The following is a 26,391-nucleotide window of genomic DNA, read 5'->3' on the forward strand; positions in this document are numbered from 1 at the left end:
GCAAAACGCAATACATCAAAAGGTTGAGTTTCGGGTTTCACGCCAGATCATGTAAATGCCGGCGCCCAGGATCAGGCTAATGCCGATCCACGCCACCGGATCGGGCCATTCGCCAAAGACCAGCAAGCCCCAGAAGATCGCCATAGGCATGGCGGCGTATTCCAAAGGCGCGACCAGCGCCGCCTCGCAAAGCCGGTAGGCTTGTGAAATCAACAGCCCGCCCAAAGCGGTTCCCAGCCCCGCCAGCAGGAAGAACGGCAGATCCTCGGGCCGGGGCCAGATCCAGGCGCGCAACAGGAATTCCAGCGCCGCGCCTTCGCCTTCGCCCGCCCAGCGGCCCGATCCGAAAGCCAGGCCGAAAACCACGCTGAACAGAAGAAAGGTGATCTGGATATAAAAGGCCATGGTCGGCGCCCGTTCGCCAATGCCCAGGCTGCGGGTCATGATCTGCAATCCAGCATAGCCCGTTGCCGCCAGAAGCGGCAGCAGCGCCACCAGCGAGAAGGACTCCGACCCCGGCCGGATCACCACCACCACGCCCAGCAATCCCGCGGCAATCGCCGTCCAGCGTCGGGGGCCGACCGTCTCGCCCAGAAAGATGACCGAGAAGAGCGCAATGACCAGCGGGCTGACGAAGAAGATCGCCGTGGCATCGGCAATCGGCATCGCCGCCAGCGCCACGAAGAAACACATGTTGGAAAAGACCACGAAGGCGCCGCGGATCAGGTGTTTCCCCGGCTGCCGCGTGCGCAACAGCGCATAGCCCCCCGACAGCGGCACGATCACCGCCAGCAGCACGGCCAGCGCCACCAGCGAGCGGATCAGGATGACCTCGTGCAGCGGATAGCCGCCTGACAGCGCCTTGACCGACATGTCGTTGAGGGTGAACGCCACCGATGCCCCGACAGCGCACAGCGCGCCCTGTGTCGGGATCGACAGCGCGGCCCTCATCGCGCGCGGGCCAGCAGGCGTTCCAGCGCCTGGGTGAAGCGCGACCGGTCCCGCGGGCCGAAGGTCTTGCCCGAGCCCTGCCGGAACGGATCGGCCGAGCGCAGATCGGCGGCAAGGTCGCGCATCGCCAGCGCCTGCCCGATGCTGGTGGCGGTCAGCACTGTCCCGTCGGGCTTGATGACCTCGGCCCCGGCATCGATGCAGCGCGCGGCCAGGGGGATGTCGGCGGTGATCGCCACATCGCCCGGCACGCAGGCGGCGGCGATCCATTTGTCGGCCTCGTCCGCGCCCTGATCGACATAGACCATCCGCACCAGCGGGTGATCGACCGGCCGGATCCCGCCGTTCGAGACGATCACCACCGGCACCTTGTGCCTGAGCGCCACACGCAGGGATTCCTCGCGCACGGGGCAGGCGTCGGCGTCGATATAGAGGCTGGGCATGGGCACCTGTTTGTTAACAGATGCATCTATGCCGAGCGCCCGCCTTTATTGCAAGCTCAGTGCCCCAGCATGCAGCAGCCCGACAGGCCCTGCGCCTGACCACGCCAATAGATCTGGCCCTCAAGCCCATAGAGCCGGTCGCTCATCCCGTCCGAACAGACCCCGTTGCGGATCACGGCGAAACCTTCGCGCGCGCCCTGGAACGGCAGGGTCAGCGTGGGCGGAAACTGCGTGCCGGGCAGGTGGGGCGCATCGGTGCGAACCTCGAACGACGTGTCGGGGGCCACGTATTCGGCGCGGTTGTTGGGCAGGAAGAAACGGAAGGTCCAGAAGGGCTCGGTCCCCAGGCAGGTCAGGGTTTGCTGACCGTCGCGCCAGCTGTCGCTGCGCTCGGCCTGCAGATAGCGCATCGAGGTCCAGCCGATCCCCTCGTCGATCCGCACCAGGCCCCAGCGGCGATCCTCGGACAGGCCCACAACCTCGATCCCGACCTGCGTACGCTCGAACCGGCCGACGATGGCGGCCCGGGCATTGGGTTCGGCGCGGATGTTCAGAACGTCCCCGGCCGAGACATTGACCACCCGGAACAGGGCCGGGAAATCCTGGGCGGCGGCGGTCTGGGCGAAAGCCAGAGCGATGAGCAGGGCGGCAAGGCGGAGCATGAAAAGACCTCGTGTCAAAAAAGCGGGCGGCAAAAGGACGTGCCGGCCCCGATCCTAGCACGGAAATTCCCGCCCGGGGATGCGAACACCGATTTGTCAGATGCCGTGGGTCAGGTCTTGGCGCCCCAGCTGAGCGAGGCCCGGCGGCGCGTGTAGAATTCCGCCATCAGCCCGAACAGCAGGCAGGCGGCGGTGACGGCGACCGGGTAGATCAGGCTGGTGTAATGCGGGCTGTAATTGAGAAAGGCGAAACCGCGCGCCTGGTCGATGATATGGAACAGCGGGTTCCAGGCGAAATAGGGCAGCATGATCCCGGGCAGCGCATTGGCGACGAACATCTTGCCCGAGGCGAACATGTTCACCCGGGTATAGATCTGCTGGATCAGGCCCACGAATTTCGGCGCCCAGGGTTTGGCGGCCAGAAAGATCGTGCCGACCGCCACGCCCGAGAACCAGGCCAGCAGCATCATCAGGATGCAGCCCAGCGGATCGTGGATCACCAACGGCTGCCAGGCGGCGTGATAGATGAACAGCACCACCGCGACCGACAGGATCTGGACATAAAGCTCGCCCAGAGCCGCGGCGCCGATGGCGACGATCGTGTTCATCGGCGCGTGTTTCATCATCGCCGAGGTCGGTCCCTCGGCCCCGAAAACGGCGCCGATGGCCTTGACGTGACTCATGTAGAGAAAGACGCCGGTCATCAGATAGAGCATGAAATCGCCCCGGATCCCGGTGGGACGCCAGCCGCCGAGCCAGTACATCATGTAGAAGACGCCAACCAGCATCAGCGTCTGGGCGATGTTGAGCAGCAGGCCGATCAGCGCATTGCCATGCGAATTCCGCACCGAGCGGACGCCGGAATGATAGATCAGCTCGAGAATCGTGAAGGCCGAGGCGGCCCACGCTTCCTGTCTGCGGTTATTGAGCATCCGCGCGATTCCCTGCCGTTGGCCCGCCGTCCGGCGCCGAACCTTGCCATCCGGGCCGGGGCAAGGATAAGGCGAAACCAGTATTCATTCAACTCACCGCCCCGAAGGACCATCATGATGACCGACGCTTTCCAAAGCCTTGTCGAAACCGCCTTCCGGCGCATCGCGCTTCAGGCCGGGGCAGTCATCATGCAGGTCTATGCCCGCCCGGATTTCGAAGCCCGCGCCAAATCCGACAATTCGCCGGTGACCGAGGCGGACGAGTCCGCGGATGCGCTGATCCGCGCCGAACTGGCCAAGGTCTTTCCCGACATTCCGGTGGTGACCGAGGAACTCTCGGACAGCCACTCGATCCGGGCGGATCGGTTCATCATCGTCGATCCCCTGGACGGCACCAAGGAATTCGTCCAGCGCCGCGGCGATTTCACCGTCAATATCGCCTTGGTGGAAAACGGCGTGCCGGTGCGGGGCGTGGTCTATGCCCCGGCCAAGGAGCGGCTCTTCTACACCCGCGCCGATGGCGCCTCGGTCGAGGAACAGGGCCCCTTCGGCGATACCCCGGGCGCGCAGGGGACGATCCGGGTCTCGCAGCCGGACAATGACGCGCTGCTGGTCGTGGCCTCGAAATCGCACCGCGATGCGGCGACGGACGCCTACATCAACCGCTATGCCGTGAAGGACGCGAAAAGCGCGGGCTCGTCGCTGAAATTCTGTCTGGTGGCGACGGGCGAGGCGGATTTCTATCCCCGCCTCGGCCGGACGATGGAATGGGACACCGCCGCCGGTCATGCCGTGGTGCTGGGTGCGGGCGGGCAGGTGCTGCGCTTTGACGACCACAGCCCGCTGACCTATGGCAAGCCGGGCTACGAGAATCCCTTCTTCCTGGTCCTGGCGCCCGGCGTCACGCTGCGCTGAACAGCCCGGGAGCCGGTCGGGCATTCTCCCGGGGGGCAGGGCGCCGCAATGCGGCACTTGCCGCCGGGATTTCCCGAAAACATCAACAAAACCTCGATTTCACGACACAATCGCGCCTCGATTAACAGTCATTAACCCCCTTGTAGACGGAACAAACCGTCAGTCATCGACAGCAAGGTGGACCCTCCGATGCGCAATAAAGTCACGAAAGCCGTTTTCCCCGTTGCCGGTCTGGGCACGCGTTTCCTCCCGGCCACCAAGGCCGTTCCGAAAGAGGTGCTGACCCTGGTCGACCGCCCGCTGATCCAATACGCGATCGACGAGGCGCGCGAGGCCGGGATCACCGAATTCATCTTCGTGACCTCGCGCGGGAAATCGGCGCTGGAGGATTACTTCGACCGCGCTCCGGAACTGGAGATGTCGCTCAAGGCCAAGAACAAGACCGACCTGCTGGAGATCTACAACCAGACCTGCATGGACTCGGGATCGCTGGCCTATGTCCGCCAGAACCAGGCGCTGGGCCTTGGCCACGCCGTGTGGTGCGCCCGTCACCTGATCGGCAACGAGCCCTTCGCGGTGCTGCTGCCCGATGACGTGATCGCCGCCGAAAAGCCCTGCCTCAAGCAGATGGTCGAGGCCTACGCCGAAACCGGCGGCAACATGGTCGCGGCGATGGAAGTGCCCGATGACAAGGCCTCGTCCTATGGCGTGCTCGACGTGCCCGCCTCGGTCGGTTCGGTGATGCCGGTGCGCGGCATGGTCGAGAAGCCCGCCCGCGGCACCCAGCCCTCGAACATGGCGGTGATCGGCCGCTACATCCTCTCGCCCGAGGTGATGCTCGAACTGGACAAGAAACAGACCGGCGCCGGGGGCGAGATCCAGCTGACCGATGCGATCGCCAAGCAGATCGAGACCCGCAACAACGTCTATGGCTACCGCTTCCAGGGCCAGCGCTATGATTGCGGCTCGAAAGCCGGGTTCCTGCAAGCGACCGTCGCCTTCGGCCTGGCCCGCGACGACCTGCGCGACGAGCTGGAGGAATTCCTCCACGACATGATGGCGATGCGCCACGCCGCGGAATAAGCCGCTGCCAGACCCGCTGATGGGGCCCTTCGGGGCCCCTTTCGCGTTGCGGGCTTGTGATAATACCGACCGGATGGTACGGTTCCTCATGCCAAGGCCGACCAAGCAGACCCCCGAACGCGGCAGCGCCCGCCAGCGCCTGCTGGAGGCGGCGCGCGACGTGATCCGCGCCAAGGGCTTCGCCGCCACCAGCGTGGATGAGCTTTGCACCGCGGCCGGGGTCACGAAAGGCGCCTTCTTCCACCATTTCGCCAGCAAGGAGGCGCTGGGCATCGCCGCGGCCGAGTTCTGGGGCAGCTCGACCGGCGCGCTCTTCGCCGGGGCCCCCTATCACACCCCGGCCGATCCCCTGGACCGCGTGCTGGCCTATCTCGATTTCCGCCGCCTGCTGATCGGCGGCGAGACCTGGGAATGGACCTGTCTGGTCGGCACCATGGCCGAGGAGGTCCACCAGACCCATCCCGACATCGCCCGCGCCTGTGGCGAGGCGATCTTCGGCCATGCCGCGACGCTGGAAGCCGATATCGCGCTGGCCATGGCGCAGCACGGCATCAGAGCGCCCAGCGCCGCCAGCCTCGCCCGCCATACCCAGGCGGTGCTGCAGGGCGCTTTCGTGCTGGCCAAGGCCGGTGGCGGGGCGGAGGCCGGGCAGGAGGCGCTGGATCACCTGAAGCGCTATGTCGAATTGCTGTTCGGAAAAGGCGAGTCATGACCCGGATCACCTGCCCCTGCGGCCGGACCGCGCTGGACCTGACCGGCCCGCCGATCCTTGCCGCCACCTGTCATTGCACCTCGTGCCGGACGGCGGCCGGGCAGCTGGCGGCGTTGCCCGGGGCCCTGCCGGTGACGGATGCGAACGGCGGCACGCCCTACGTGCTGTGGCGCAAGGACCGGGCGGCGGTGACCCGCGGCGCGGAGGGGCTGCGCGAGCACAAGCTCACCGCCAAGGGCAGCCGCCGCGCCGTCGCCAGCTGCTGCAACGCGCCGATGTATCTGGAATTCAAGGGCGGGCACTGGCTGTCCCTTTATGCCGCGCGCTTCGATCCGCCGCCGCCGATGCAGACGCGCACCATGCTGATGGATGCCCCGCCCGGCAGCGTGCCCGAGGACGGTATCCCGGGGGCGCGGCGCCAATCCTTCGGATTCATGACGAAATTGCTGGGTGCCTGGGCCGCCACCGGCTTTCGCTTCTTCAAGATGGCCCCGATGCCCCCGCTGGAGGAACCGCGATGAGCGACAAGATCGAGGTGCAGAATGTCACCAGCCCCGGCCGCACCACCCGCGTGGACCGCGCCAAATACGAGGCGGCGCGGGCGGCGCTGATGGCGGTCCTGCCGGCCGAGGCGCCGGGCATGACCCCGGCCGAGGCGCAGAAGGCCATGGTCGCGCATCTGCCGCAGGATCTGTTTCCCGGCGGCGAAAAGGTCGGCTGGTGGATGAAATGCGTGCAGCTGGACCTTGAGGCCAAGGGCATCCTGACCCGGGCACCCAAACCGCCCGTTCGCCTGTGGCGCGTCTAACCCCTTGACGCAGCGCCCCTTCCGGGCCGAGGGTGACCCGGTTCCGCCGGAGGTTCCCATGCGTATCCTTGCCCTGCTCCTGTCCCTTGCCGCCGCGCCCGCCTGGGGTCAGAGCCTCGCCGCCAGCCTGTCCGGCGATTGGCAGGGCGAGGGGCAGCAGGTCGGCGGCCAGGTCTGGGATATCGTCCTGCATCTGCACGCCGATGGCGCCGTGGTCGACTTCCCCGACATCGGCTGCGCCGCCTGGTGGCAGTTCACCGATCACCGCGCCGATCAGGTCACCGGGATCGAACATCTGGCTGCGGGTCATGACCTGTGCATCGACCAATCGGGCATACGGTTGAACACCGATGCCAAGGGCGGGCTGCGCGTGACCTGGACCGATCCGGCCGGCGCGGTCATCGCCACCGCGGCGCTGGACAGGCGCTAGGCGGACACCCCCCGCTAAAACCCCAAATATTGTGGCCGGAGCGTGACATCCCCCGGGGAATCCGCTATCAGCACAGGGGAACAATCACGGACGGACGGCATGACGGCTCAACCCGCCCCGCGCGAGGAATACGGCGCGGATTCCATCAAGGTCCTCAAGGGCTTGGACGCGGTGCGCAAGCGCCCGGGCATGTATATCGGGGACACCGACGACGGCTCGGGCCTGCACCATATGGTGTACGAGGTGGTGGACAACGGCATCGACGAGGCGCTGGCCGGTCACGCCACCCTGGTTTCCGTCAAGATTCACGCCGACAGCAGCGTCTCGGTGCGCGATAACGGGCGCGGGATTCCGACCGATATCCACCAGGAAGAGGGCGTCTCGGCGGCCGAGGTCATCATGACCCAGCTGCACGCCGGGGGTAAGTTCGACCAGAACAGCTACAAGGTCTCGGGCGGTCTGCACGGGGTCGGCGTTTCGGTGGTGAACGCGCTGTCCGACTGGCTGGAACTGCGCATCTGGCGCGGCGGCAAGGAATGGTACGCACGGTTCGAGAACGGCGACACCAAGATCCACCTGCGCGAGGAAGGCCCGGCCGAACCCGGCCAGAAGGGCACCGAGGTGCGCTTCATGGCCTCGGCCAAGACCAACCGGCCGGACGGCACCTTCTCGAACCTCGATTACGTCTTCAAGACGCTGGAGAACCGGCTGCGCGAACTCGCGTTCCTGAACTCGGGCGTCCATATCCTGATCGAGGATGAGCGCCCCGCCGAACCGCTGAAGACCGAATTCCTCTATGAAGGCGGCGTGCGCGAATTCGTGCGCTACCTCGACCGGTCCAAGAACCCGGTGATGCCCGAGCCGATCTTCATCTCGGGCGAGAAGGACGGGATCGGCGTCGAAGTGGCGATGTGGTGGAACGACAGCTACCACGAGAACGTGCTGCCCTTCACCAACAACATCCCCCAGCGCGACGGCGGCACCCATATGGCGGGCTTCCGTGGCGCGCTGACCCGGACGATCACCAAATACGCCCAGGAAAGCGGGATCGCCAAGAAAGAGAAGATCGCTTTCACCGGCGATGACGCGCGCGAGGGGCTGACCTGCGTGCTCTCGGTCAAGGTGCCCGACCCCAAATTCAGCTCGCAGACCAAGGACAAGCTGGTCAGTTCCGAGGTGCGCCCGGCGGTCGAGAACCTGGTCAACGAAAAGCTGAGCGAATGGTTCGAGGAGAACCCGGGCCCCGCCCGCCAGATCGTCGGCAAGATCGTCGAGGCGGCGCTGGCCCGTGAGGCCGCGCGCAAGGCCCGCGACCTGACGCGGCGCAAGACGGCGCTGGACGTGGCCTCGCTGCCCGGGAAACTGGCCGATTGCCAGGAACGCGATCCGGCGAAATCCGAACTCTTCCTGGTCGAGGGTGACTCGGCCGGCGGTTCGGCCAAGCAGGGCCGCTCGCGCCACAATCAGGCCGTGCTGCCCTTGCGCGGCAAGATCCTGAACGTGGAACGCGCGCGCTTCGACCGGATGCTGTCCAGCCAGGAGATCGGCACGCTCATCACCGCCATGGGCACCGGCATCGGCCGCGACGAATTCGACATCGGCAAGCTGCGCTACCACAAGATCGTCATCATGACCGACGCCGACGTCGACGGCGCGCATATCCGGACGCTGCTGCTGACCTTCTTCTTCCGGCAGATGCCGGCGCTGATCGAGGGCGGCTACCTCTACATCGCCCAGCCGCCGCTTTTCAAAGTGGCCCGCGGCAAGTCCGAGGTCTATCTCAAGGACCAGCCCGCGCTGGAGGATTACCTGATCCAGCAGGGGATCGAGGGCGCCGTGCTGAAGCTCAGCAATGGCGAAGAGATCGCCGGGGCCGACCTTCACCGCGTGGTCGAGGCGTCGCGCAGCTTCAAGCGCGTGCTTGATGCCTTTCCGACGCATTACCCGCGCAACATCCTGGAACAGGCCGCCATCGCCGGGGCCTTCGATCCGGGTAAGGCCGATGCCGACCTGCAGGCGGTGGCCAATACCGTCGCCCAGCGGCTGGACATGGTGGCCAAGGAATACGAGCGCGGCTGGTCGGGCCGCATCACCCAGGACCACGGCATCAAGCTGTCCCGCATCCTGCGCGGGGTCGAGGAGATCCGCACACTGGACGGTGCCGTCCTGCGGTCCGGTGAGGCGCGGCGCCTGGCCCAGGTCTCGCAGCAGCGGCGCGACGTCTATACCGATCCGTCGAAACTGGTGCGGCGCGATCGGTTCCAGACCATCCACGGGCCGATGGATCTGCTTCGGGCCATGCTGGAAGAGGGCGAGCGCGGCTTGTCTTTGCAACGCTACAAGGGTCTGGGCGAGATGAACCCCGAACAGCTGTGGGAAACCACGCTGGACCCCGAGGCGCGCACGCTGCTGCAGGTGCGCATCGAAGATGTCGCCGAGGCGGATGACATCTTCTCCAAGCTGATGGGCGACGTGGTGGAACCCCGCCGCGAGTTCATCCAGCGCAACGCGCTGAACGTGGAAAACCTGGACGCCTAAAGCGTCAGGTCGGCCTTGGCGCCAGCGGCGAGGGCATTGAGCCTCTCGCGGCTGGCGCAGAAGGACGGCGCCTCGGTCGTGGCATCCTTGCCGGACAGCTCACGCTCCCAGCGCGAGCATTTCCGGCTGTGCCAGCACAGCGCACAATTGCTCAGCATGTCCGACAGGCCCTGAGGGGTCAGCGCTTCGGTTTTGACCGCGGTGCTCAGGTCGATGCCCATCTTGGGGGCAATCGTCCAGACAGCGGCGGCGGGGCGGTTGATGAAATGCATGGACAACGGCGGTCTCTACGGTTCTGCTTGCCTCGGTCAACGGTTTGGCACTGGCAAAAACACACCCGTTACACGCACATTCCCCGGTTACTCGCCTATAGGGTGATTCATGTGCGAAATGGTTACTCGCCCATTAGTTGTGTTTGATTGTGGCGTCGTCAAGGCGCCTGTCCCGGGATTCCCGCCGTCAGACGCGGAAAGTTCATGCATCGGCGGCCGGATGCCGATCCGATGACGGCATCCGGGTGCTGAAAGGCGCGTGCGGGGTGGTCCTCAGGCGCTCAGCGCCTCGCGGCCATGCGGCTGGCCAAAGTCCGGCCGGGGCCCGATGGGGACGATCCGGTGCGGATTGATGGTGTCGTGGCTGTAATGGTAATGCCGCGTGATGTGGTCCATGAACACCGTCCCGGCGACGCCCGGCACCTGATAGAGGTCGCGGGTATAGGCCCAGAGGTTCGGGTATTCGATCAGCTTGCGCCGGTTGCATTTGAAGTGGCCGTGATAGACCGCGTCGAACCGCAGGAGCGTGGTGAAGAGCCGCCAGTCGCCCTCGGTCATCCGCGCGCCCATCAGATAGCGCGAGGTGGTCAGCCGATCCTCCAGCCAGTCGAGCGTCTCGAAGAGGGGGACAACCGCCTCGTCATAGGCCGCCTGAGTCGTGGCGAAACCGGCCTTGTAGACGCCGTTGTTCACCGTGTCGTAGATCCGCGCATTGACCGGCTCCAGCGCCGCGCGCAGATCCTCGGGCCAGAGGTCCAGATCGTTCCCGGTTATTTCGTCAAAAGCCGAATTGAACATGCGGATGATCTCGGACGATTCGTTCGACACGATCGTCCCGCGCTGCTTGTCCCACAGCACTGGCACCGTCACGCGGCCGGTCATCTTCGGATCGGCGCGGGTATAGACCTCGTGCATCGCCCGGGCGCCATGCAGCCGGTCGCCGGTCGCGCCGGGAAAGTCGGGGCGGAATTCCCATCCCTGTTCCAGCATGTCGGGATGCACGGCCGAGACGTCGATATGACCCTCCAACCCCTTGAGAACACGGAAGATCAGCGTGCGATGCGCCCAGGGGCAGGCATAGGAGACATAGAGGTGGTAGCGCCCGCTTTCAGCCTTGAAGCCGCCCTCGCCGGAAGGCCCGGCCGACCCGTCCGCCGTCACCCAGTTGCGCCAGCTCGCCTCGCTGCGCTTGAAGGCGCCGCCGGTGGATTTGGTGTCATACCATTGGTCGTGCCAGGTGCCGTCGATCAAACGTCCCATGAGAAACTCCTTTGCCCTTAACCTGAGCCCTGGGGCCCCGGGGTCAAGAAAAGCCGCCCCGGGAACCCCGCGCAGGCGTTGTGCGTTTGCGCAGGCTGGAGAAAAAAACGCGGTCGCGACAAATGGCTAACTTGTTTTCGTCATGATCGCCGTGAACCATGATGCCACGGGAATCGGGAGGCGCCCATGTTCGAATTTCTGCCGGAAGACATCCGCCGTGGCCTGCAGGCTGCCCAGACGCGCGCCCAGCGCAAAAGCTCGCGGCTGAGCGTGCATATGGGTGACGCCGCCTATCCGATCCTGCGCCTGTCCGAGACCGGCTTCGTGGTGGAATCGGGCCGCGTGCCGGTGCTGCGCGGTTTCGTCGACATCTACAACGGGCCGCGCCATATCCTGCAGGCGCTGGTCATCGGGGTGGAGGATGCGGAGGGCGAGCGCAGCTATGAATTCAAGCGCGAAACCGTGGTCCATTCGGCACCGATCCGCGATTACGCCGACGACCGGCCCGAGCATGGCGGCTTCCTGGCCAGCCCGATCTGACGGCTTTTTCGGGACTATCCGAATGAAGAAGGGGGCCCCGCGGCCCCCTTTGTCATGTCCTGCCGCTCATTGCAGATCGGCGAAGGCCTTTTGCAGGCGTTTCACCGCCTCCTCGATCCGCACCCGCGGCGTGGCGAGGTTGAAGCGCATGTAGCTGTCGCCGCCCAGGCCGAAGGTCGCCCCGTGGTTGACCGCCAGCTTGGCGTCCTGCTGGATGCGGCGGATCACCTCGTCCGTTTCCATCCCGGTGCCCGAGAAATCGACCCAGGCCAGATAGGTCGATTCCAGATCCATCGACCGCACGCCCGGAATGGCGTTCACGCCCGCGTCGAAGATCCGCCGGTTCCCGTCCAGATAGACCATCAGCGCATCGACCCATTCGGCGCCCTCGGGCGAATAGGCGGCGGTCTCCATGTTCAGGCCGAAGGAACTGGGCGAGATGCCGAGGCCCAGCATCGTCGCGCCAAACGCCGCGCGCAGCGTCGCATCGGGGATGATGACGTTGCCGTTGTGGGCGCCGGCGATGTTGAAGGTCTTGGTCGGCGCCGTCATCATCACCAGCCGGTCCAGCATGTCGGGCAGGGCCTTGATGGCCGGGACATGCGTCTGGCCGGGGAACAGCAGGTCGCAATGGATCTCGTCCGAGATCAGGATCAGGTCATGCGCCTTGCAGAACTCACCCAGCGCGCGCAGCTCGGCCTCGGTCCAGCAGCGGCCGCCGGGGTTGTGCGGGGACGAGATGACCACCAGCTTCTCATTCCCGGTCAGGCGCGACGCCGCATCCTCGAAATCCATCTCGTAGCGGCCGTCGACCAGCGCCAGCGGGCATTCGGTGACCGTCCGTCCCGCGGCTTTGATGATCCGCGCGAAGGCGTGATAGACCGGCGTGAACAGCACCACGCCTTCACCGGGCCTGGTCCAGGTATGCACGCACAGCGCCGTGCCGTTGACCAGCCCGTGGGTGGTGAAGATCCACTCGGGATCGACCGCCCAGCCGTGCCGCGTGCGCATCCACCAGTCGATCGAGGCCTTGTAGGCCGCGTCATCGCCGAAATAGCCGAACACCCCGTGGTCGACCATCGCCTGCAACTCGGCCGTCACGCAGGCGGGCGGCCGGAAGTCCATATCCGCCACCCACATCGAAATCCCTTCGTCGGGCGAAACCCCATAGAGGGATTCCATCATGTCCCATTTGGCCGAATGGGTGCCGCGGCGGTCGATGATCTCGTCGAAATTCATGCCAATCTCCTGAACCTGTGCAGCAGAATGCCCGCTGGGGCGACGGGCGCAAGAGTGAAACTGCCCGGCCCCGCCGTCCCGTTGCGTGCCGCATCGGGATCGCCTACATCAGGCGCATGACGCTGAAACACATCCTTCTGCATCCCGATCCGCGCCTGAAGAAGGTCTGCGCCCCTGTCGAGGGCGTGACGCCCGATCTGGGCAAGCTGGCCGAGGACATGCTGCAAACCATGTATGACGCGCCCGGCATCGGCCTGGCCGCGCCGCAGGTCGGCGTCATGCAACGCCTCTTTGTCATGGATTGCGTCAAGGGTCAGGACGAGGCCGCCAAGCCCATGGTGCTCATCAACCCCGAGGTCACCTGGACCTCGGAAGATCGTAGCACCTATGAGGAGGGATGCCTGTCGATCCCCGAGCAATTCGCCGAGGTGACGCGCCCGGCCCGGGTGCGGATGGCCTGGACCGGCCTCGACAACCAGCGGCACGAGGAGGAATTCGACGGGCTCTGGGCGACCTGCGCCCAGCACGAATTCGACCATCTGAACGGCAAGCTGTTCATCGACTACCTCGGCCCGATCAAGCGCCAGCTGATTACCCGCCGGATGGAAAAGTTCAAACGCGAACGCGCGCGGGGTTGAGGCGATGGGCCCGAAACCCGGCGGGCTGAGGATCGGTATCGCCGGCGCGGGCATGGGCGGATTGGCCGCCGGGATCGCCCTGACGCTGGCGGGCCATCGGGTCACGATCTGCGACAGGTTCGACGCCCCGCGCCCGGTGGGGTCGGGGCTGGTGTTGCAGCCGGTGGGCCAGCGGGTTCTGTCCTGGCTGGGATGCGGGGCGGCGGCCCGCGCGCTGGGCTCCCCGGTGCGGGTTCTGCACGGGGTCGAGGCGCGGACCGGCGCGGGCACGCTGAACGTGCGGTATGACCGGGCGGGCGCCGGGCTGCACGGGCTCGGCATGCACCGCGCCAGCCTGTTTCACGTGTTGCACGAAAGGCTCGTCTCGCTGGGCGTCACTGTCCTGCCCTCGGCCGAGGTGACCGGGCGCGCGGGGCAATCCCTGACCCTCGCCGATGGCCGATGCCTCGGCCCCTTCGACCTGATCGTCGACGCGCTGGGCGCGCATTCGCCGCTGACGCCCTTGCGGTCGCGGATCCTGCCCTATGGCGCCCTCTGGACCACGCTGCGCTGGCCCGAAACCGCGCTGCCCGACGACCGCCTCACCCAGCGCTATGTCGCGGCGCATCGGATGGTGGGCGTGTTGCCCATCGGTCGGATGCCGGACGACCCCCAACCCCTCGCCGCCTTCTTCTGGTCCTTGAAGGGCGCTGAATACGACGACTGGCAGCGCCAAGGCCTGATCCCGTGGAAGAGTGAAATCCTGTCGATCTGGCCCGAATTGTCGCCCTTCCTCGCCCAGATCACCGACCCGGCGCAGATGGTCTTCGCCCGCTACGCTCATGGCACGCTCTACCGCCCCTATGGCGAGGGCATCGTCCATATCGGCGACGCCTTCCACCGCGCCAGCCCGCAGCTGGGGCAGGGGGCCAACATGGCGCTGCTGGACGCGCTGGCGCTGGCAAGGGCGCTGGATCAGGCGGGGCCGGAGGATGCGCCCGCCCTCTATGCCCGGATCCGCCGCGGCCATGTCGCGGTGTTCCAGACCGCCAGCCGCTTCCTGACCCCGCAATACCAGTCCGACAGCCGCGCCGTCGCCTGGTTCCGTGACCGGATCGTGGCGCCCCTGGGCCGGGTGCCGCCGATGCCGCGGGTGATGGCCTCGATTGCTTCGGGCCTGATCGTGCCGCCTTTGGGCGGTGAGCCCTATCGCGACGGCCGACCTGTCCCGCCCGTCTGGGCGATGGACGAAGGCGAGGGCGGGTGGTAACCGGTCGCCATGTCCATCCTGCCCATCGTCCTGTTCCCCGACCCGATGCTGCGCCGGCCCTGCACGCCGGTCGCGGTGATCGATGACCGCATCCGGCAACTGGCCGCCGACATGCTGGAAACCATGTATGCCGCGCCCGGCCGGGGCCTTGCCGGGCCGCAAGTGGCGGTGCCGCTCAGGATCTTCGTCATGGACGTGACCTGGAAGGAGGGCACGCCCAGCCCCCGTGTCTGCATCAATCCGGTCATCCTGGACGCCTCGGAAACGCAGGCCGAGAATACCGAGGGCTGCCTCTCGATCCCCGGCATCCCGGCGCAGGTCTCGCGCCCCGACTGGATCGTGCTGCGCTACACCGACCTCGCGGGGCAGGAGCAGACCGAGCGCCTGACCGGGTTCGAGGCCGTCGCGGCCCAGCACGAACTCGACCACCTGAACGGCCGCCTCTGCATCGACCTGATGGACGAAGACAGCCGCACCAAAGCCTCGCCCGCCCTTGCCGCGATGGGAGCCCCCGCATGATCCGCCGTTGCCTGCCCTGGCCTGATGCCCGCCTGCGCACCCCGGCCGCCCCGGTCGAGGCCGTGACCGACGAGGTCCGCGCGATCTGGACCGACATGATCGACACGATGGAGGCGATGCCGGGCGTGGGCCTCGCCTCGCCGCAGATCGGGGTGATGCTGCGGCTGGCGGTGGTCGATGCGTCCGAGGGGCGCGGTCAGGCGGTGCGGATGGCCAATCCCGAGGTGCTGCACGCCTCGGTGCAGCTGCGTCCGCACGAGGAAGCCTCGCCCAACCTGCCCGGGGTCTCGGCCCTGATCGAGCGGCCGCGGGCGGTGACGGTGCGGTTCCTGAACGATCAGGGCATGGTCGAGGAAAGGGATTTCGTCGGCCTCTGGGCGACGAGCGCGCAACATCAGATCGACCACCTGAACGGCCGGATGTATTTCGACCGGCTGGGCAAGGTGAAGCGCGACATGCTGCTGCGCAAGGCAAGGAAGATGGGCTGACAGCCCACCCTACGGGAGGCGACGATGAAGGTCATTTTCATGGGCACGCCGGAGTTCTCCGTGCCGGTGCTGGAGGCGCTGCATCAGGCGCATGAGGTGGTCTGCGTCTATTGCCAGCCGCCCCGCCCCGCCGGTCGCGGCAAGCAGGAACGTCCGACCCCGGTGCATGCGAAGGCGCTGGAGCTGGGCCTGCCGGTGCGCCACCCGGCCCGGCTGAAGGATCCCGCCGATCAGGCGGATTTCGCCGCGCTGGGGGCCGATGTGGCGGTGGTCGTGGCGTACGGCCTGATCCTGCCGCAGCCGGTGCTGGACGCGCCGAAACTTGGGTGCCTCAACATCCATGCCTCGCTGCTGCCGCGCTGGCGGGGGGCGGCGCCGATTCACCGGGCGATCATGGCGGGGGATGCCGAGACCGGGGTCTGCATCATGCAGATGGAGGCGGGGCTGGATACTGGGCCGGTGCTGCTGCGCGAGGCGATGGCCATCGGCGCGACCGAGACCACCGCCGAATTGCACGACCGCCTGTCGGCGCTGGGCGCGCGGCTGATCCTTCAGGCGCTGGACCGGCTGCCCAGCCTCACGGCCGTCCCACAGCCCGGGGAGGGCGTCACCTACGCCGCCAAGATCGACAAGGCCGAGGCGCAGGTGGATTGGACCGCCCCGGCCACGCAGATCGCCCGCCAGATCAACGGCCTCTCGCCCTTTCCGGGCGCCTGGTGCGACACGCCATCGGGGCGGCTGAAACTGCTGAACGCCGAAGCCACCGACGAGACCGGCCCCCCCGGCACGATCCTCCACGGCCTGACCGTGGCCTGCGGCAACGGCGCCGTCGCCATCACCCGCGCCCAGCGCGAGGGCAGGCGGCCGATGGAGGCCGAGGAATTGCTGCGCGGCCTGGGGTGGGAGCCGGGAACGCGGCTTTAGCCTTCCGGCACGAAATGGGCGAAACGGGCCTGCTGGGCGATCAGCACCGCCTGCGTCCGGCTTTGCACCCCCAGCTTGCGCATGATCGCCGTGACATGCGCCTTCACCGTCGTCTCGGCGATCGACAGCTCGAAGGCGATCTGCTTGTTCAGCCGCCCCTGACAGAGCAATTCCAGGATTTTCGCCTGCTGCCGGGTCAGTTGCGCCAGCCGCCCGACCGCCTCGGCCGCGCCGTCGTCGGCCTCGTCGGCGACGCCCTCGGGCAGCCAGGTCTCGCCGCGACCCAGCGCCTCCAGCGCGGCGCGGAAACTCTCGCGGCCCGCATGTTTCGGCACGAAGCCCGCGGCGCCTGCCGCCAGCCCGGCGCGGATCAGCCGCGGTTCGGCCATGGACGACACCACCAGCACCGGGATCTCGGGATGCGTGGTGCGCAGGCGGATCAGCCCGTCCAGCCCCTCGACATCCGGCAGGTCCAGATCCAGCAGCACCAGCTCCGGCCGGGGCGGGGCCTCCAGCCGGTCCAGCGCGGCGCCCAGCGAATGGGCGGCGTCGACCTCGACCACCCCGGCGATGCCGCGCAGGGTCAGGGCCAGCGCGTCGCAGAAAAGCGGGTGGTCATCGACGATCAGGGCGCGGGCGAAGGAGTCGAGGGGCGGCATGGCTGTCTCCGGCTAACCGACCCCCACGATAGCAGCCCGCCCGCCGTCCCGAAACCGCCACGAAAGTCCCCCGGCAGCGCGCGCCCATGCGACCAAGGTCTGACAGACCAAAGCCTGCTTTCGCTGCCTGACGCGCTGTCCTATGGTGCCCGCGACTTGGGGAGGGAACCAGCATGCAGATGAACGACAGCCGCCTGATCGCCGCGCCGCCCGCCGTGGTCTGGGCCGCGCTTCTGACCCCGGAGGTGCTGAAAGCCGCGGTGCCGGGCTGCGAGGAACTGACCGGCAGCGTCGCCGAAGGCTATGAAGCCGCGGTGGTGCAGAAGGTGGGGCCGGTGAAGGCCCGCTTCACCGGCCTCGTGACCTTCGCCGATATCGTCGAGGGCCAGAGCCTGACGCTGCAGGGCGAGGGCAAGGGCGGCGCCGCCGGTTTCGCCAAGGGCGAGGCCAAGGTGGCGCTGGAACCGGCGACGCTGGAGGACGGGACCGAGGGCACCAAGCTGACCTATGCCGTCGACGCCAAGGTCGGTGGCAAGCTGGCGCAGCTGGGCAGCCGGATCATCGATGGTTTCGCCCGCAAGATGGCGGATGAATTCTTCAGCCGCTTCGCCGATGCCGTCGAGGGCCCGAAGGATTCGCCGGACGCCGAGGCCGAGGCCCCGGTCGAGGGCGAGGCGCCGAAAAAGGGCTGGTTCAAGCGGATGCTGGGTTCGGACTAAAGCCCCGCCAACGGATCGACGCCGATCACCAGCGGGTGCAGCCAGATCAGCAGCGCCCAGACGGCCACCCCCGCCAGCATCGGCACGAGGCGCGGGGGGCCGGGCCGCCATCGACCCGTCAGCAGCCCTGCAAGCGGCACGATCAAGGTGTTCCGCGACAGAGCCTCCCACTCGGGCATCTGGCGCCGCTTGCGCCGGTCGATGGCGGCCATCCCGGCCAGCGCGAAGAGGCCCATCGGCGCGAAGAGCAGCAGATGCGCCAGATCGCCATTGGCGATGGCATGGGCAAAGGCCCAGAGCGCCAGCGCCCAGAGGACCGGATGCCGCGTGACACCGGCGATGCCGGGCCGGGCCGGATCGAAGGGCGCGGCGCGTGAGCCGAAGCTGAGGGGATTGGTCCCGGCCAGCGCCCCCGCGACCAAGAGGCAGGCTCCCAGCATCAGCGCCCCCGCCACCCAGACCTGCCAGGGCGCCGGATCCCAGAGGGCGACATAGGGCGCCCGCCCCGCCGCGACGATCACCCAGACCAGCAGCAGGATGGACAGCGCCGAATAGGCGAGGCCAAATCCGGCATGCCCCAGCCGGGCCACCAGCGGCGCCTTCAGCCCCGGCCGCGCGGTCAGCGCATGCGAGCCGATGAACACCGCCATCGCCAGCGCGAAATTCCCCCAGCCCTCCATGCCGTCCCCCGTCTGCAGCGATTGACCCTGCCCCGATTTCCCCGACAATGCCACCCGACGCAACCGGAGATTGCCATGCGAACCGAACCCGGCCCCGATGGCCAGCCCCGCTGCTGGTGGTGCCTGTCGACCGACCAATATGTGGCCTATCACGACGACGACTGGGGCTATCCCGTCGCCGACGACCGCCGGCTGTTCGAGAAACTGACGCTCGAGGCCTTCCAGTCCGGCCTCAGCTGGCGCACCATCCTGGAAAAGCGCGACGGCTTCCGCGCCGCCTTTGCCGGGTTCGACGCGGCGACGGTCGCCGCCTTCACCGAGGCCGATGTGGAGCGCCTGCTGCAGGACAAGGGCATCGTCCGCCATCGCGGCAAGATCGAGGCCACGATCAACAACGCGCGGCGGCTGCTTGACCTGCAGGCCTCGGGCACCAGCTTTGCCGCCTATCTGTGGTCCTTCGAGCCGCGCGATCCGGGCCCTGTCGGGGCCTCGACCACGGCCGAATCGCTGGCCATGTCCAAGGACCTGAAGAAACGCGGCTGGAAATTCGTGGGACCGACGACGATCTACGCCTTCATGCAGGCCGCCGGGGTGGTGAACGACCACCTGCCGGATTGCAGCCATCACGCCAAATCGGTCGCCGCCCGCGCCGCTTTCGAAAGACCTGCGGCGTGAGCCTGACCGGGATCCCGCTCAGTTACGAGCCGCTGGTCGCCCCGGCCCGCCCGCGTCGCCAGATCTGGCGCACGCTCCTGGGTCTGGCGATCACCGGCGCGGTCTATTTCGGCTGGATGGTCGGGCTGGCGATGCTGGCCGCGTGGTATCAGGGCGTGCCCTTCGACCGGCTGCTTTACCGCGTCGCCACCGGGGCCGATCCCTGGGGAATGATCCTGCTGCTGGGCGGATTTCTGGGTGGCTGGATCGGTGTCTGGGTGGCGATCCGCCTGTTGCACCGGCGGCGGCTGGGCAGCCTGCTGGGCCGGGCGCCCGCGGTGCTCAGGGATTTCGTCACCGGGGTGGTGATCCTGGCGCTGATCGGCGGCGGGCTCACGCTGGTGATGATGCCGATGCTGCCGCCCCTGACCCTGCGGCCCGATGTTCCGGTCTGGCTGGCCTTCCTGCCGCTCGCCTTGCTGGGTGTTCTGGTCCAGACCGGGGCCGAGGAACTGCTGTTCCGTGGCTATCTGCAAAGCCAGCTTGCCGCGCGCTTCGTCCGGCCGCTGATCTACCTGACGCTGCCCGCGATCCTGTTCGGCCTTGCCCATTACAACGCCGAGGAACGCGGCGCCGACGCCTGGCTGGTCGTCGGCTCGACCGCGCTGTTTGGCCTGATCGCGGCGGATGTGACGCAACGGACCGGCAATCTGGGCATGGCCTGGGGCCTGCATTTCGCCAACAACGTGCTGGCGATGCTGGTGCTCAGCGTCACCGGCGCGCTGAACGGGCTGGCGCTGTTCGAGGCGGGCACCCTCGCGCCCGACATGGCGCGGCCGCTTCTGGTGGCCGACATGCTGGTCACCGTGGCGGTCTGGGCAGTCTGCCGGCTCTGGCTCAGACGCCGCTGATGTTGCAATCCCTGAGGACCCGGCCTATCTGGACCCAACAGCAGGGGGAGACCCGATGAACTGGATCACCAACTACGTCCGCCCGACGATCAACTCGCTCTTCTCGCGCCGCGAGGTGCCCGAGAACCTGTGGACCAAATGCCCCGAATGCGGGACGATGTTGTTCCACCGCGAGCTGACCGACAACCTTCAGGTCTGCACCAACCCGTCCTGCCAGCACCATCTGCCGATCAGCCCGCGCGACCGCTTCAAGGCGCTGTTCGACGGCGGGATCTTCGGTGAGGTCGCGGTGCCCGAGCCGGTCGCCGACCCGCTGCAATTCCGCGACCAGAAGAAATATCCCGACCGGATGAAGGCCGCGCAGAAGGCCACCGGCGAGAAAGAGGCGATGCTGGTCGCCGAGGGCGAGATCGGCCGCCAGCTGGTCGTCGCCGCGGCGCAGGATTTCAGCTTCATGGCCGGGTCCATGGGCATGTATGTCGGCAACGCCCTGATCGCCGCCTGTGAACGCGCGGTGGAACGCCGGGCGCCGCTGGTGGTCTTTGCCGCTGCCGGGGGCGCGCGCATGCAGGAAGGGATCCTGTCCCTGATGCAGATGCCGCGCACCACGGTTGCCATCCAGATGCTCAAGGAAGCGGGCCTGCCCTATATCTGCGTGCTGACCCATCCGACCACCGGCGGCGTTACCGCCAGCTACGCCATGCTGGGCGATATCCAGATCGCCGAGCCGAACGCGCTGATCTGCTTCGCCGGGCCCCGGGTCATCGAACAGACCATCCGCGAGAAACTGCCCGAAGGCTTCCAGCGCGCCGAATATCTGCTGGACCACGGCATGCTGGACCGCGTCACCAACCGCAACCAGATGCGGGGCGAGCTTATCACCATCCTGCGCATGCTGTCCGGCCTGCCGCCCGCCGTTGCGGGCGAGCTTCCCGCCCCGGCCGAGGGCGCCGATTCCATCGCCGCCGCCCCTTCGGCCGCGGAAACGGGTGAGCCCTGATCGTGACCGCTTCTACCTCGGACGCCATCCTGCAACGCCTGATGGCGCTGCACCCGAAGATCATCGACCTGACGCTGGACCGCGTCTGGGCGCTGTTGGAAAAGCTGGGCAATCCCCAGAACGACCTGCCGCCGGTGATCCATGTCGCGGGCACCAACGGCAAGGGCTCGACCCAGGCGATGATCCGCGCCGGGCTGGAGGCCGCGGGCAAGACGGTGCATGCCTATACCTCGCCGCATCTGGCGCGGTTTCACGAACGCATCCGCGTGGCGGGCGAGCTGATCTCGGAACCCGACCTCGCCGCGCTGCTCGATGAATGCGAGGCGGTGAACGGCGGCACGCCGATCACCTTCTTCGAGATCACCACCTGCGCCGCGATCCTGGCCTTCGCCCGCACCCCCGCGGATTACCTGCTGCTGGAAGTGGGCCTTGGCGGGCGCCTCGACGCGACGAACGTGGTGGCGAAACCGGCGCTGACCATCATCACTCCGGTGTCGATCGACCATCAGCAATATCTGGGCGAGACGCTGGCCGAGATCGCGGGCGAAAAGGCCGGGATCCTCAAGCGCGGCGTGCCCTGCGTGGTCGGTCCCCAGGCCGAGGACGCGCTGGCGGTGATCGAAAGCAAGGCCGAGCGTCTGGGCGCGCCGCTGATCGTCGCCGGTCAGCACTGGTTCGCCTTCGAGGATGCCGCGCGGCTGGTCTTCCAGGACGAGAACGGGCTTCTGGACCTGCCGCTGCCCAACCTGCCCGGCCCCCATCAGATCGAGAATGCCGGCGCCGCGCTGGCCGCGCTGCGGCACCTCGGTTTCGACGCCGATGCCTGCGAGGCGGCGGTGACCGAGGCCTTCTGGCCCGCCCGGATGCAGCGGTTGCGCCAGGGGCCGCTGGTCGACCACGCGCCCGAGGTCGAGCTTTGGCTCGATGGCGGGCACAACCCGGCCGCGGGTCAGGCCATCGCCGCCACGCTGGACCGTCTGCCGCAGCGACCGACGCGGATCATCTGCGGCATGCTGAACACCAAGGACGTGAAGGCCTTCATGCGCCCGCTGGCGGGACACGCCGATGGCCTCTACGCCGTGTCGATCCCGGGCGAGCCCAATACGCTCAGCGCCGAGGCCACGGCCGAAGCGGCCAGCGCCGCCGGTCTCAGCGCGCAGACCGCGGGTTCGGTGCTGGAAGCGCTGGAGGCCATCGTCGCCGAGGTGCCGCAGGCCCGCGTGCTGATCTGCGGTTCGCTGTACCTCGCCGGGGCGATCCTGCGCGAGAACGGCTGAACCGGGGCCACCGCTGCGAGTGAAAAAACCCGTGACGCCAGCGCGTCACGGGTTTTCGCGTCTCAGGCCGGTCGCTCAGTTCGGCGCGGCATAGACATAGCCGGGGAGCGGGCTCGCCTCGGTCGAGCCATTGCCCAGCTGCCCCGAGTCGTTGGCCCCCCAGCACAGCGCATCGCCGGTGCTGTTGATGATGCCGCAGCTGTGCATTCCCCCGGCCGACAGCTGGTCCATCGGCGTTTCCGCCGCCGCGACCATCACCGGCCGCCAGCGGTTGCTCATCGTGCCGTCGCCCAACTGCCCCGCTGCGTTGTTACCCCAGCAATAGGCGCTGCCGTCCATGGCCAGGGCGCAGGAATGCAGACCCCCGGCGCTGACCTGGACGATGCTCTGCACCGGCAGCCGCAGCACGCGCACCGCCTGCAGGCGGTCGGTGAACGACCCGTCGCCCACCTGGCCCGAGCTGTTCGACCCCCAGCAGAAGACGTTGTTGAAATTGTGCACGGCGCAGGTGTGGTTGCTCCCGGCCGAGATCTGGCGCACCCGACCGAAGGGGATCACGTTGGTCGGCTGGTTGCGGTTCGTGGTGGTGCCGTCGCCCAGCTGGCCCGCGGCATTCTCGCCCCAGCACAGGACCATGCCCGTGTCGCGCAGGGCGCAGGTATGGTTGCCCCCGGCGGTCAGCGCCACGACGCGGCGCAGACCGATCACGCTGACCGGGGTCAGGCGGTCGGTGAAGCTCCGGTCGCCCAGTTGCCCCGACCCGTTCGCGCCCCAGCACGAGACGGTGCCGTTGGTGTGCAGTGCGCAGCTGTGCTGGGCCCCGGTCACGATCTGCGCCACGCGCCGCAGCCCGGGCACGCTCACCGGGCGCCAGCGGCCCTGCGTGGTCCCGTCGCCGACCTGGCCCGCGTTGTTGCGGCCCCAGCAATAGGGGCGCCCGTTCTCGCGCAGGGCGCAGGTGTGGAAATCCCCCAGCGCGATGTCGCGCGAATAGACCGGGATCGGCTGCGGGTTCAGCTGATCGTCGTTCGAGGCATTGCCGACCTGGCCATTGACGTTGTCGCCCCAGCAAAAGAGCGACCTGTCCCGGGTGCGTGCGCAGCTATGGGCGCCGCCCGCCACGATCTGCGGTCGGCTGATGATCGTCAGCGGCTGCGCGGCCGAGGTCGAACCGGCGAAGAGGCCGTCGCCGCCATAGACCGCTGTGATGGCGCTGCTGCCCATCGGCAGGGTGGCGGCATCGACGCTGGCCCGCCCGGTGATGTCCAGCGCGCCGGTGGCGACTTCCACGCCGTTGCTGCGGAAGCTGACGCTGCCGGTCGGCGTGCCGCCAGGCCCGCTCACCACGGCGGTGAAATTCGTCGGCTCCTGAAAATAGCCGAGCGGCGGCACGGTGAGCGCGGTGGTGGTGGCGACCTGCGTGGTCTCCAGGATGACGGTGAGGGTGATGTCACCCTCCTCGCCGCTGTAGCCGGCGACGGCGATCTGGTACTCGACCCCGGCCGAGGCCACGAACGCGACCTGCGACTGGTAGAGGCAGGTGTCGTCATCCTCGCCCACCAGAGCCAGCGCGTTGACCGCGGCACCGGTAAAGACCGCCAGAACGGTGTCGAAATCGCTGCCGCAGGTGTTGACGGTCAGTGTTCCATTGCTTGCCGGGGTGAAGCGCCACCAGACCGCATTGGCGTCGCTGAAACCCTCGATCACCGGCTGTCCGGCCTCAGGGGTGGCGTCGATCGTGGTGCCGGTGACGGTCCCCGGGGCGGCGATGGTGATGCGGTTGGCGAAATCGTCGTTCGCCGGACGGACCACCACCCGCGGCACGATGGTCAGCGTCCGGGCGGCCGAGGCCGAGGCTGTGAACCCGGCGCTGCCCAGGAAATGCGCGGTGATCTGGTAGCTGCCGACCGGCAGCGTGGCGACGCTGAGGCGGGCCTGCCCTTGGGCATCGAGCGCACCCTGGCCGATCTCGATCCCGTTACGGCGGAAGCTGACCAGGCCGTTCGCCACCCCCTGCGCGGCGCTGACCGAGGCCTGCAGAAGCACCGTATCGCCCACGGTCGCCTGCGCGCCGTTGCCGGGCGAGACCAGCGCCGTGGTCGTCGCCGCGGGCGCCGCCGGGGTCACCGCCAGGTTCAGGGCGATGGTGCCGCTGGCGTCGAGCTTGCCTGCGACGGCGATCTGGTATTCGGTCCCGGCCAGCGCCTGGAAGGTGACGCTGGCGTTGAGGCCGCAGGAATCGTCATTCTCGGCAACCGGGGTCAGCGCGTCGAGCGCCGCGCCGGTAAACACCGCCAGCACCGAATCGAAGCCGCTGCCGCAGGTACTGATTGTCAGCTGGCCGTTGACCGTGGGCGTAAAGCGCCACCAGACGGTATTGGTCGCACCGGCCGGAAGGATCGGCTGCCCGGCCTCGGCGGTGGCGTTGACGTTCGTTCCGGCCAGGGTGCCCGGCGCGGCGACCAGCGTGCGGTTGGCGAAATTGTCGTTGACCGGGGCGCCGCCGGTGCCGACCTCGGGCCGGTAGGCGGCGACCGCCTCGCGCACGGCGTTCAGCCAGCGGGCCGCATTGGCCGCGCCCGGGTTGCCCGCCAGGATGCCGGTGGTCTGTCCGTTGTAGGTGACTTCGGGGTTCGAGAACTGGTTGATCCGGGTGCAGCTGACGCCCTGGTCCGAGCAGCGGTTGGCATAGGCCATGATCGTGCGAAACCGCGAGGGCACGTCGACATAGCCGTATTGATCCTGCGAATTCGGCGGCGCGGGGCTGACCACATAGCGGTCGTGGTTGACCCCGGCATTATGCCCCAGTTCATGCGCGAAGGTATGGTTCGAGATGCAGTTCACCGCCGTCACGGAATAGCCCAGATGGTCCGTCGCGGCGGTGGGCACGTCGGGCAGGTAGCCGATGCCGCAATACTGGCCCGAGGCCGAAACCAGCAGCGACACCAGATCGGCCCCGCGCGCGTCGCGCTCGGCATGGACGGTCTGGAAGCCGGGCTGCGTGCCCAGCCGCAGGTCGGCCAGCATGGTCTCCATGTCGGTCTCGGCGTAGTTCTGCACCTGGACCAGGCCGACCAGCCGGTACTGGATCAGCACATTGCTGCTGGTAAAACCGGTATTGGCCAGCGAAATCGCCAGGTTCGCCGCGCTCTCGATCCCCGAGGAGGCGGCCGGGGTATAGGCCACCAGCACGTCGATGGTGGTGACGGTGTCCGACTGCGCCCGCCCGGCCGGCAGTGCCGGGGCGGCGTCGTGCAGCGCGCCATGGTCCTCGTCATGCGGCGGGTGTCCCTCGCTGGGGAAGCCCGCGCCGTCCAGTTCGGTGATGCGGTGGAGGCCGCCCGGGGCGATCGGGTCGATGCGGTAGCTGCGGGGCTCGGTGCCGCCGATCTCCACATGGCCGGTGACGGTGCCGTCGCGGATCACCAGATTGGCCAGCGCCTCGACCGGGTCCTGCGCGGTGCCGGTCCAGACATAGCCGCCGCCGAACGCCTCGGAGATCGAGCTGCGCTGGAAATCCACCACGAGGCCGGGGAACAATTCGATCCGCACCTGGGTCGGCTGCGGCACCTGTTCCAGCCGTCCGGGCTGCTGGTCCCTGCCGAGCGGGGCGATGGTATCGGCCAGATAGGCCTGATCGAGGATGACGTCGCGCGCGCGGCTGGTCGCCAGAAACGGCGGGGCGGTATCCGCCGCATTGGACCGCAGCGCGGAGGGCGTGGTGAAAAGCCCGTCGGCTGCCGCAGTCTGGGTAAACGCAAGAACCAGGAACAGAAGGACGAGAAGGCGGCGGGAAAACGAATACATGGGGCCTCGAATCAGGGGGCTCGGACAACATTCGCGCCTTTATAACAAGGGTTCGAAGCCGCTCCAGACCGCAAAGCTCCG

The 26,391-nt window shown here is 67.7% G+C and carries 28 protein-coding genes; 18 read left to right on the top strand and 10 right to left on the bottom strand.

Annotated elements, in window-relative coordinates:
* Positions 1-15 precede the first annotated feature (15 nt).
* The 4 genes from DDE23_RS21000 to DDE23_RS21015 form a co-directional block, all read right to left on the bottom strand.
* Positions 16-951, bottom strand: coding sequence for a DMT family transporter (locus tag DDE23_RS21000; RefSeq protein ID WP_107754390.1), 936 nt, complete (start codon positions 949-951; stop codon positions 16-18).
* Positions 948-1,394, bottom strand: a complete 447-nt coding sequence (locus DDE23_RS21005) for a YaiI/YqxD family protein (RefSeq protein ID WP_107754392.1) — start codon at positions 1,392-1,394, stop codon at positions 948-950. Before DDE23_RS21005 ends, DDE23_RS21000 begins: the two co-directional genes overlap by 4 nt.
* A 56-nt stretch (positions 1,395-1,450) precedes the next feature.
* Entirely contained in the window at positions 1,451-2,056 is a 606-nt protein-coding gene (locus DDE23_RS21010) for a hypothetical protein (protein ID WP_107754394.1), read from the bottom strand.
* 110 nt (positions 2,057-2,166) lie between these two features.
* Positions 2,167-2,988, bottom strand: a complete 822-nt coding sequence (locus DDE23_RS21015; RefSeq protein ID WP_107754396.1) for an ABC transporter permease — start codon at positions 2,986-2,988, stop codon at positions 2,167-2,169.
* A 117-nt stretch (positions 2,989-3,105) separates the two neighbouring features.
* Here DDE23_RS21015 and cysQ point away from each other — a divergent pair, with 117 nt between their 5' ends.
* The 7 genes from cysQ to gyrB all read left to right on the top strand — a co-directional run bounded on the left by cysQ (position 3,106) and on the right by gyrB (position 9,474).
* Positions 3,106-3,903: a 3'(2'),5'-bisphosphate nucleotidase CysQ gene (gene cysQ / locus DDE23_RS21020; RefSeq protein ID WP_107754496.1), complete on the top strand. Its 798-nt coding sequence runs from the start codon at positions 3,106-3,108 to the stop codon at positions 3,901-3,903.
* Positions 3,904-4,092: 189 nt separating this feature from the next.
* On the top strand, positions 4,093-4,986 hold the full coding sequence (galU, locus tag DDE23_RS21025) for a UTP--glucose-1-phosphate uridylyltransferase GalU (protein WP_107754398.1): 894 nt from the start codon (positions 4,093-4,095) through the stop codon (positions 4,984-4,986).
* A gap of 88 nt (positions 4,987-5,074) precedes the next feature.
* Complete coding sequence (locus DDE23_RS21030; protein WP_107754400.1) at positions 5,075-5,698, top strand: TetR/AcrR family transcriptional regulator; 624 nt, start codon at positions 5,075-5,077, stop codon at positions 5,696-5,698.
* A complete protein-coding gene (locus DDE23_RS21035) occupies positions 5,695-6,219 on the top strand; it encodes a GFA family protein (protein ID WP_107754401.1) in 525 nt (174 codons plus the stop codon). The genes DDE23_RS21030 and DDE23_RS21035 overlap by 4 nt, the downstream gene beginning before the upstream one ends.
* A complete protein-coding gene (locus DDE23_RS21040; protein WP_107754403.1) occupies positions 6,216-6,506 on the top strand; it encodes a DUF6958 family protein in 291 nt (96 codons plus the stop codon). The genes DDE23_RS21035 and DDE23_RS21040 overlap by 4 nt, the downstream gene beginning before the upstream one ends.
* Positions 6,507-6,564: 58 nt before the next feature.
* A complete protein-coding gene (locus DDE23_RS21045) occupies positions 6,565-6,936 on the top strand; it encodes a hypothetical protein (RefSeq protein ID WP_107754405.1) in 372 nt (123 codons plus the stop codon).
* A gap of 99 nt (positions 6,937-7,035) precedes the next feature.
* Positions 7,036-9,474, top strand: coding sequence for a DNA topoisomerase (ATP-hydrolyzing) subunit B (gyrB, locus tag DDE23_RS21050; RefSeq protein ID WP_107754407.1), 2,439 nt, complete (start codon positions 7,036-7,038; stop codon positions 9,472-9,474).
* Here gyrB and DDE23_RS21055 read toward each other — a convergent pair.
* Entirely contained in the window at positions 9,471-9,746 is a 276-nt protein-coding gene (locus DDE23_RS21055; RefSeq protein WP_107754409.1) for a DUF6455 family protein, read from the bottom strand. The genes gyrB and DDE23_RS21055 overlap by 4 nt on opposite strands.
* Positions 9,747-10,019: 273 nt before the next feature.
* Entirely contained in the window at positions 10,020-11,006 is a 987-nt protein-coding gene (locus DDE23_RS21060; protein WP_107754411.1) for a glutathione S-transferase family protein, read from the bottom strand.
* Between the two features lie 186 nt (positions 11,007-11,192).
* On the opposite strand from DDE23_RS21060, the gene DDE23_RS21065 reads away from it, so the two are divergent.
* Positions 11,193-11,546, top strand: a complete 354-nt coding sequence (locus DDE23_RS21065) for a hypothetical protein (protein ID WP_107754413.1) — start codon at positions 11,193-11,195, stop codon at positions 11,544-11,546.
* Between the two features lie 66 nt (positions 11,547-11,612).
* Here the strand turns inward: DDE23_RS21065 and DDE23_RS21070 are convergent, their stop codons facing one another.
* Positions 11,613-12,785, bottom strand: coding sequence for a MalY/PatB family protein (locus DDE23_RS21070; RefSeq protein WP_107754415.1), 1,173 nt, complete (start codon positions 12,783-12,785; stop codon positions 11,613-11,615).
* A gap of 116 nt (positions 12,786-12,901) precedes the next feature.
* Between DDE23_RS21070 and def (DDE23_RS21075) the strand changes: the two genes are divergently transcribed.
* The 5 genes from def (DDE23_RS21075) to fmt are packed head-to-tail and all read left to right on the top strand — an operon-like array spanning position 12,902 to position 16,603.
* A complete protein-coding gene (gene def / locus DDE23_RS21075; RefSeq protein ID WP_107754417.1) occupies positions 12,902-13,423 on the top strand; it encodes a peptide deformylase in 522 nt (173 codons plus the stop codon).
* A gap of 4 nt (positions 13,424-13,427) precedes the next feature.
* Entirely contained in the window at positions 13,428-14,672 is a 1,245-nt protein-coding gene (locus tag DDE23_RS21080) for an FAD-dependent oxidoreductase (protein WP_107754419.1), read from the top strand.
* A gap of 9 nt (positions 14,673-14,681) precedes the next feature.
* Positions 14,682-15,191, top strand: coding sequence for a peptide deformylase (gene def, locus DDE23_RS21085; RefSeq protein ID WP_107754421.1), 510 nt, complete (start codon positions 14,682-14,684; stop codon positions 15,189-15,191).
* A complete protein-coding gene (def, locus tag DDE23_RS21090) occupies positions 15,188-15,679 on the top strand; it encodes a peptide deformylase (protein ID WP_107754423.1) in 492 nt (163 codons plus the stop codon). The genes def (DDE23_RS21085) and def (DDE23_RS21090) overlap by 4 nt, the downstream gene beginning before the upstream one ends.
* A 24-nt stretch (positions 15,680-15,703) precedes the next feature.
* Positions 15,704-16,603, top strand: a complete 900-nt coding sequence (fmt, locus tag DDE23_RS21095; RefSeq protein ID WP_107754425.1) for a methionyl-tRNA formyltransferase — start codon at positions 15,704-15,706, stop codon at positions 16,601-16,603.
* On the opposite strand, the gene DDE23_RS21100 is transcribed toward fmt, so the two are convergent.
* Positions 16,600-17,262: a response regulator transcription factor gene (locus DDE23_RS21100; protein ID WP_107754427.1), complete on the bottom strand. Its 663-nt coding sequence runs from the start codon at positions 17,260-17,262 to the stop codon at positions 16,600-16,602. The genes fmt and DDE23_RS21100 overlap by 4 nt on opposite strands.
* Positions 17,263-17,435: 173 nt before the next feature.
* Between DDE23_RS21100 and DDE23_RS21105 the strand changes: the two genes are divergently transcribed.
* A complete protein-coding gene (locus DDE23_RS21105; RefSeq protein WP_107754429.1) occupies positions 17,436-17,981 on the top strand; it encodes an SRPBCC family protein in 546 nt (181 codons plus the stop codon).
* Here DDE23_RS21105 and DDE23_RS21110 read toward each other — a convergent pair.
* Entirely contained in the window at positions 17,978-18,661 is a 684-nt protein-coding gene (locus DDE23_RS21110; RefSeq protein ID WP_107754431.1) for an NnrU family protein, read from the bottom strand. The genes DDE23_RS21105 and DDE23_RS21110 overlap by 4 nt on opposite strands.
* 75 nt (positions 18,662-18,736) lie before the next feature.
* On the opposite strand from DDE23_RS21110, the gene DDE23_RS21115 reads away from it, so the two are divergent.
* From DDE23_RS21115 to DDE23_RS21130, 4 genes are read left to right on the top strand one after another with little or no spacing between them, the layout of a single operon-like run.
* Positions 18,737-19,336, top strand: a complete 600-nt coding sequence (locus DDE23_RS21115) for a DNA-3-methyladenine glycosylase I (protein WP_107754433.1) — start codon at positions 18,737-18,739, stop codon at positions 19,334-19,336.
* A complete protein-coding gene (locus DDE23_RS21120; RefSeq protein ID WP_107754435.1) occupies positions 19,333-20,226 on the top strand; it encodes a CPBP family intramembrane glutamic endopeptidase in 894 nt (297 codons plus the stop codon). Before DDE23_RS21115 ends, DDE23_RS21120 begins: the two co-directional genes overlap by 4 nt.
* Before the next feature lie 55 nt (positions 20,227-20,281).
* A complete protein-coding gene (gene accD, locus DDE23_RS21125) occupies positions 20,282-21,226 on the top strand; it encodes an acetyl-CoA carboxylase, carboxyltransferase subunit beta (protein WP_107754437.1) in 945 nt (314 codons plus the stop codon).
* 41 nt (positions 21,227-21,267) lie between these two features.
* Positions 21,268-22,503 (top strand): bifunctional folylpolyglutamate synthase/dihydrofolate synthase, encoded by a 1,236-nt coding sequence (locus DDE23_RS21130; protein WP_420330175.1) that lies wholly within the window; start codon positions 21,268-21,270, stop codon positions 22,501-22,503.
* A 75-nt stretch (positions 22,504-22,578) separates the two neighbouring features.
* On the opposite strand, the gene DDE23_RS21135 is transcribed toward DDE23_RS21130, so the two are convergent.
* Positions 22,579-26,310 (bottom strand): RCC1 domain-containing protein, encoded by a 3,732-nt coding sequence (locus tag DDE23_RS21135; protein WP_107754441.1) that lies wholly within the window; start codon positions 26,308-26,310, stop codon positions 22,579-22,581.
* Between the last annotated feature and the right edge of the window lie 81 nt (positions 26,311-26,391).

This window comes from Pararhodobacter aggregans, from assembly GCF_003075525.1.
Taxonomy (GTDB): Bacteria; Pseudomonadota; Alphaproteobacteria; order Rhodobacterales; family Rhodobacteraceae; genus Pararhodobacter; species Pararhodobacter aggregans.

Bases quoted from the DNA above. Each gene is read 5' to 3' on its own strand.
- galU (WP_107754398.1), top strand. From the start codon at position 4,093: ATGCGCAATAAAGTCACGAAAGCCGTTTTCCCCGTTGCCGGTCTGGGC.
- def (WP_107754421.1), top strand. From the start codon at position 14,682: ATGTCCATCCTGCCCATCGTCCTGTTCCCCGACCCGATGCTGCGCCGG.
- def (WP_107754417.1), top strand. From the start codon at position 12,902: ATGACGCTGAAACACATCCTTCTGCATCCCGATCCGCGCCTGAAGAAG.
- DDE23_RS21110 (WP_107754431.1), bottom strand. From the start codon at position 18,661: ATGGAGGGCTGGGGGAATTTCGCGCTGGCGATGGCGGTGTTCATCGGC.
- DDE23_RS21040 (WP_107754403.1), top strand. From the start codon at position 6,216: ATGAGCGACAAGATCGAGGTGCAGAATGTCACCAGCCCCGGCCGCACC.
- DDE23_RS21035 (WP_107754401.1), top strand. From the start codon at position 5,695: ATGACCCGGATCACCTGCCCCTGCGGCCGGACCGCGCTGGACCTGACC.
- DDE23_RS21115 (WP_107754433.1), top strand. From the start codon at position 18,737: ATGCGAACCGAACCCGGCCCCGATGGCCAGCCCCGCTGCTGGTGGTGC.
- cysQ (WP_107754496.1), top strand. From the start codon at position 3,106: ATGACCGACGCTTTCCAAAGCCTTGTCGAAACCGCCTTCCGGCGCATC.
- DDE23_RS21070 (WP_107754415.1), bottom strand. From the start codon at position 12,785: ATGAATTTCGACGAGATCATCGACCGCCGCGGCACCCATTCGGCCAAA.
- DDE23_RS21030 (WP_107754400.1), top strand. From the start codon at position 5,075: ATGCCAAGGCCGACCAAGCAGACCCCCGAACGCGGCAGCGCCCGCCAG.
- DDE23_RS21015 (WP_107754396.1), bottom strand. From the start codon at position 2,988: ATGCTCAATAACCGCAGACAGGAAGCGTGGGCCGCCTCGGCCTTCACG.
- DDE23_RS21080 (WP_107754419.1), top strand. From the start codon at position 13,428: ATGGGCCCGAAACCCGGCGGGCTGAGGATCGGTATCGCCGGCGCGGGC.
- DDE23_RS21135 (WP_107754441.1), bottom strand. From the start codon at position 26,310: ATGTATTCGTTTTCCCGCCGCCTTCTCGTCCTTCTGTTCCTGGTTCTT.
- DDE23_RS21000 (WP_107754390.1), bottom strand. From the start codon at position 951: ATGAGGGCCGCGCTGTCGATCCCGACACAGGGCGCGCTGTGCGCTGTC.
- DDE23_RS21100 (WP_107754427.1), bottom strand. From the start codon at position 17,262: ATGCCGCCCCTCGACTCCTTCGCCCGCGCCCTGATCGTCGATGACCAC.
- def (WP_107754423.1), top strand. From the start codon at position 15,188: ATGATCCGCCGTTGCCTGCCCTGGCCTGATGCCCGCCTGCGCACCCCG.
- fmt (WP_107754425.1), top strand. From the start codon at position 15,704: ATGAAGGTCATTTTCATGGGCACGCCGGAGTTCTCCGTGCCGGTGCTG.
- DDE23_RS21060 (WP_107754411.1), bottom strand. From the start codon at position 11,006: ATGGGACGTTTGATCGACGGCACCTGGCACGACCAATGGTATGACACC.
- DDE23_RS21105 (WP_107754429.1), top strand. From the start codon at position 17,436: ATGCAGATGAACGACAGCCGCCTGATCGCCGCGCCGCCCGCCGTGGTC.
- accD (WP_107754437.1), top strand. From the start codon at position 20,282: ATGAACTGGATCACCAACTACGTCCGCCCGACGATCAACTCGCTCTTC.
- DDE23_RS21010 (WP_107754394.1), bottom strand. From the start codon at position 2,056: ATGCTCCGCCTTGCCGCCCTGCTCATCGCTCTGGCTTTCGCCCAGACC.
- DDE23_RS21130 (WP_420330175.1), top strand. From the start codon at position 21,268: ATGGCGCTGCACCCGAAGATCATCGACCTGACGCTGGACCGCGTCTGG.
- DDE23_RS21055 (WP_107754409.1), bottom strand. From the start codon at position 9,746: ATGCATTTCATCAACCGCCCCGCCGCCGCTGTCTGGACGATTGCCCCC.
- DDE23_RS21045 (WP_107754405.1), top strand. From the start codon at position 6,565: ATGCGTATCCTTGCCCTGCTCCTGTCCCTTGCCGCCGCGCCCGCCTGG.
- DDE23_RS21005 (WP_107754392.1), bottom strand. From the start codon at position 1,394: ATGCCCAGCCTCTATATCGACGCCGACGCCTGCCCCGTGCGCGAGGAA.
- DDE23_RS21065 (WP_107754413.1), top strand. From the start codon at position 11,193: ATGTTCGAATTTCTGCCGGAAGACATCCGCCGTGGCCTGCAGGCTGCC.
- gyrB (WP_107754407.1), top strand. From the start codon at position 7,036: ATGACGGCTCAACCCGCCCCGCGCGAGGAATACGGCGCGGATTCCATC.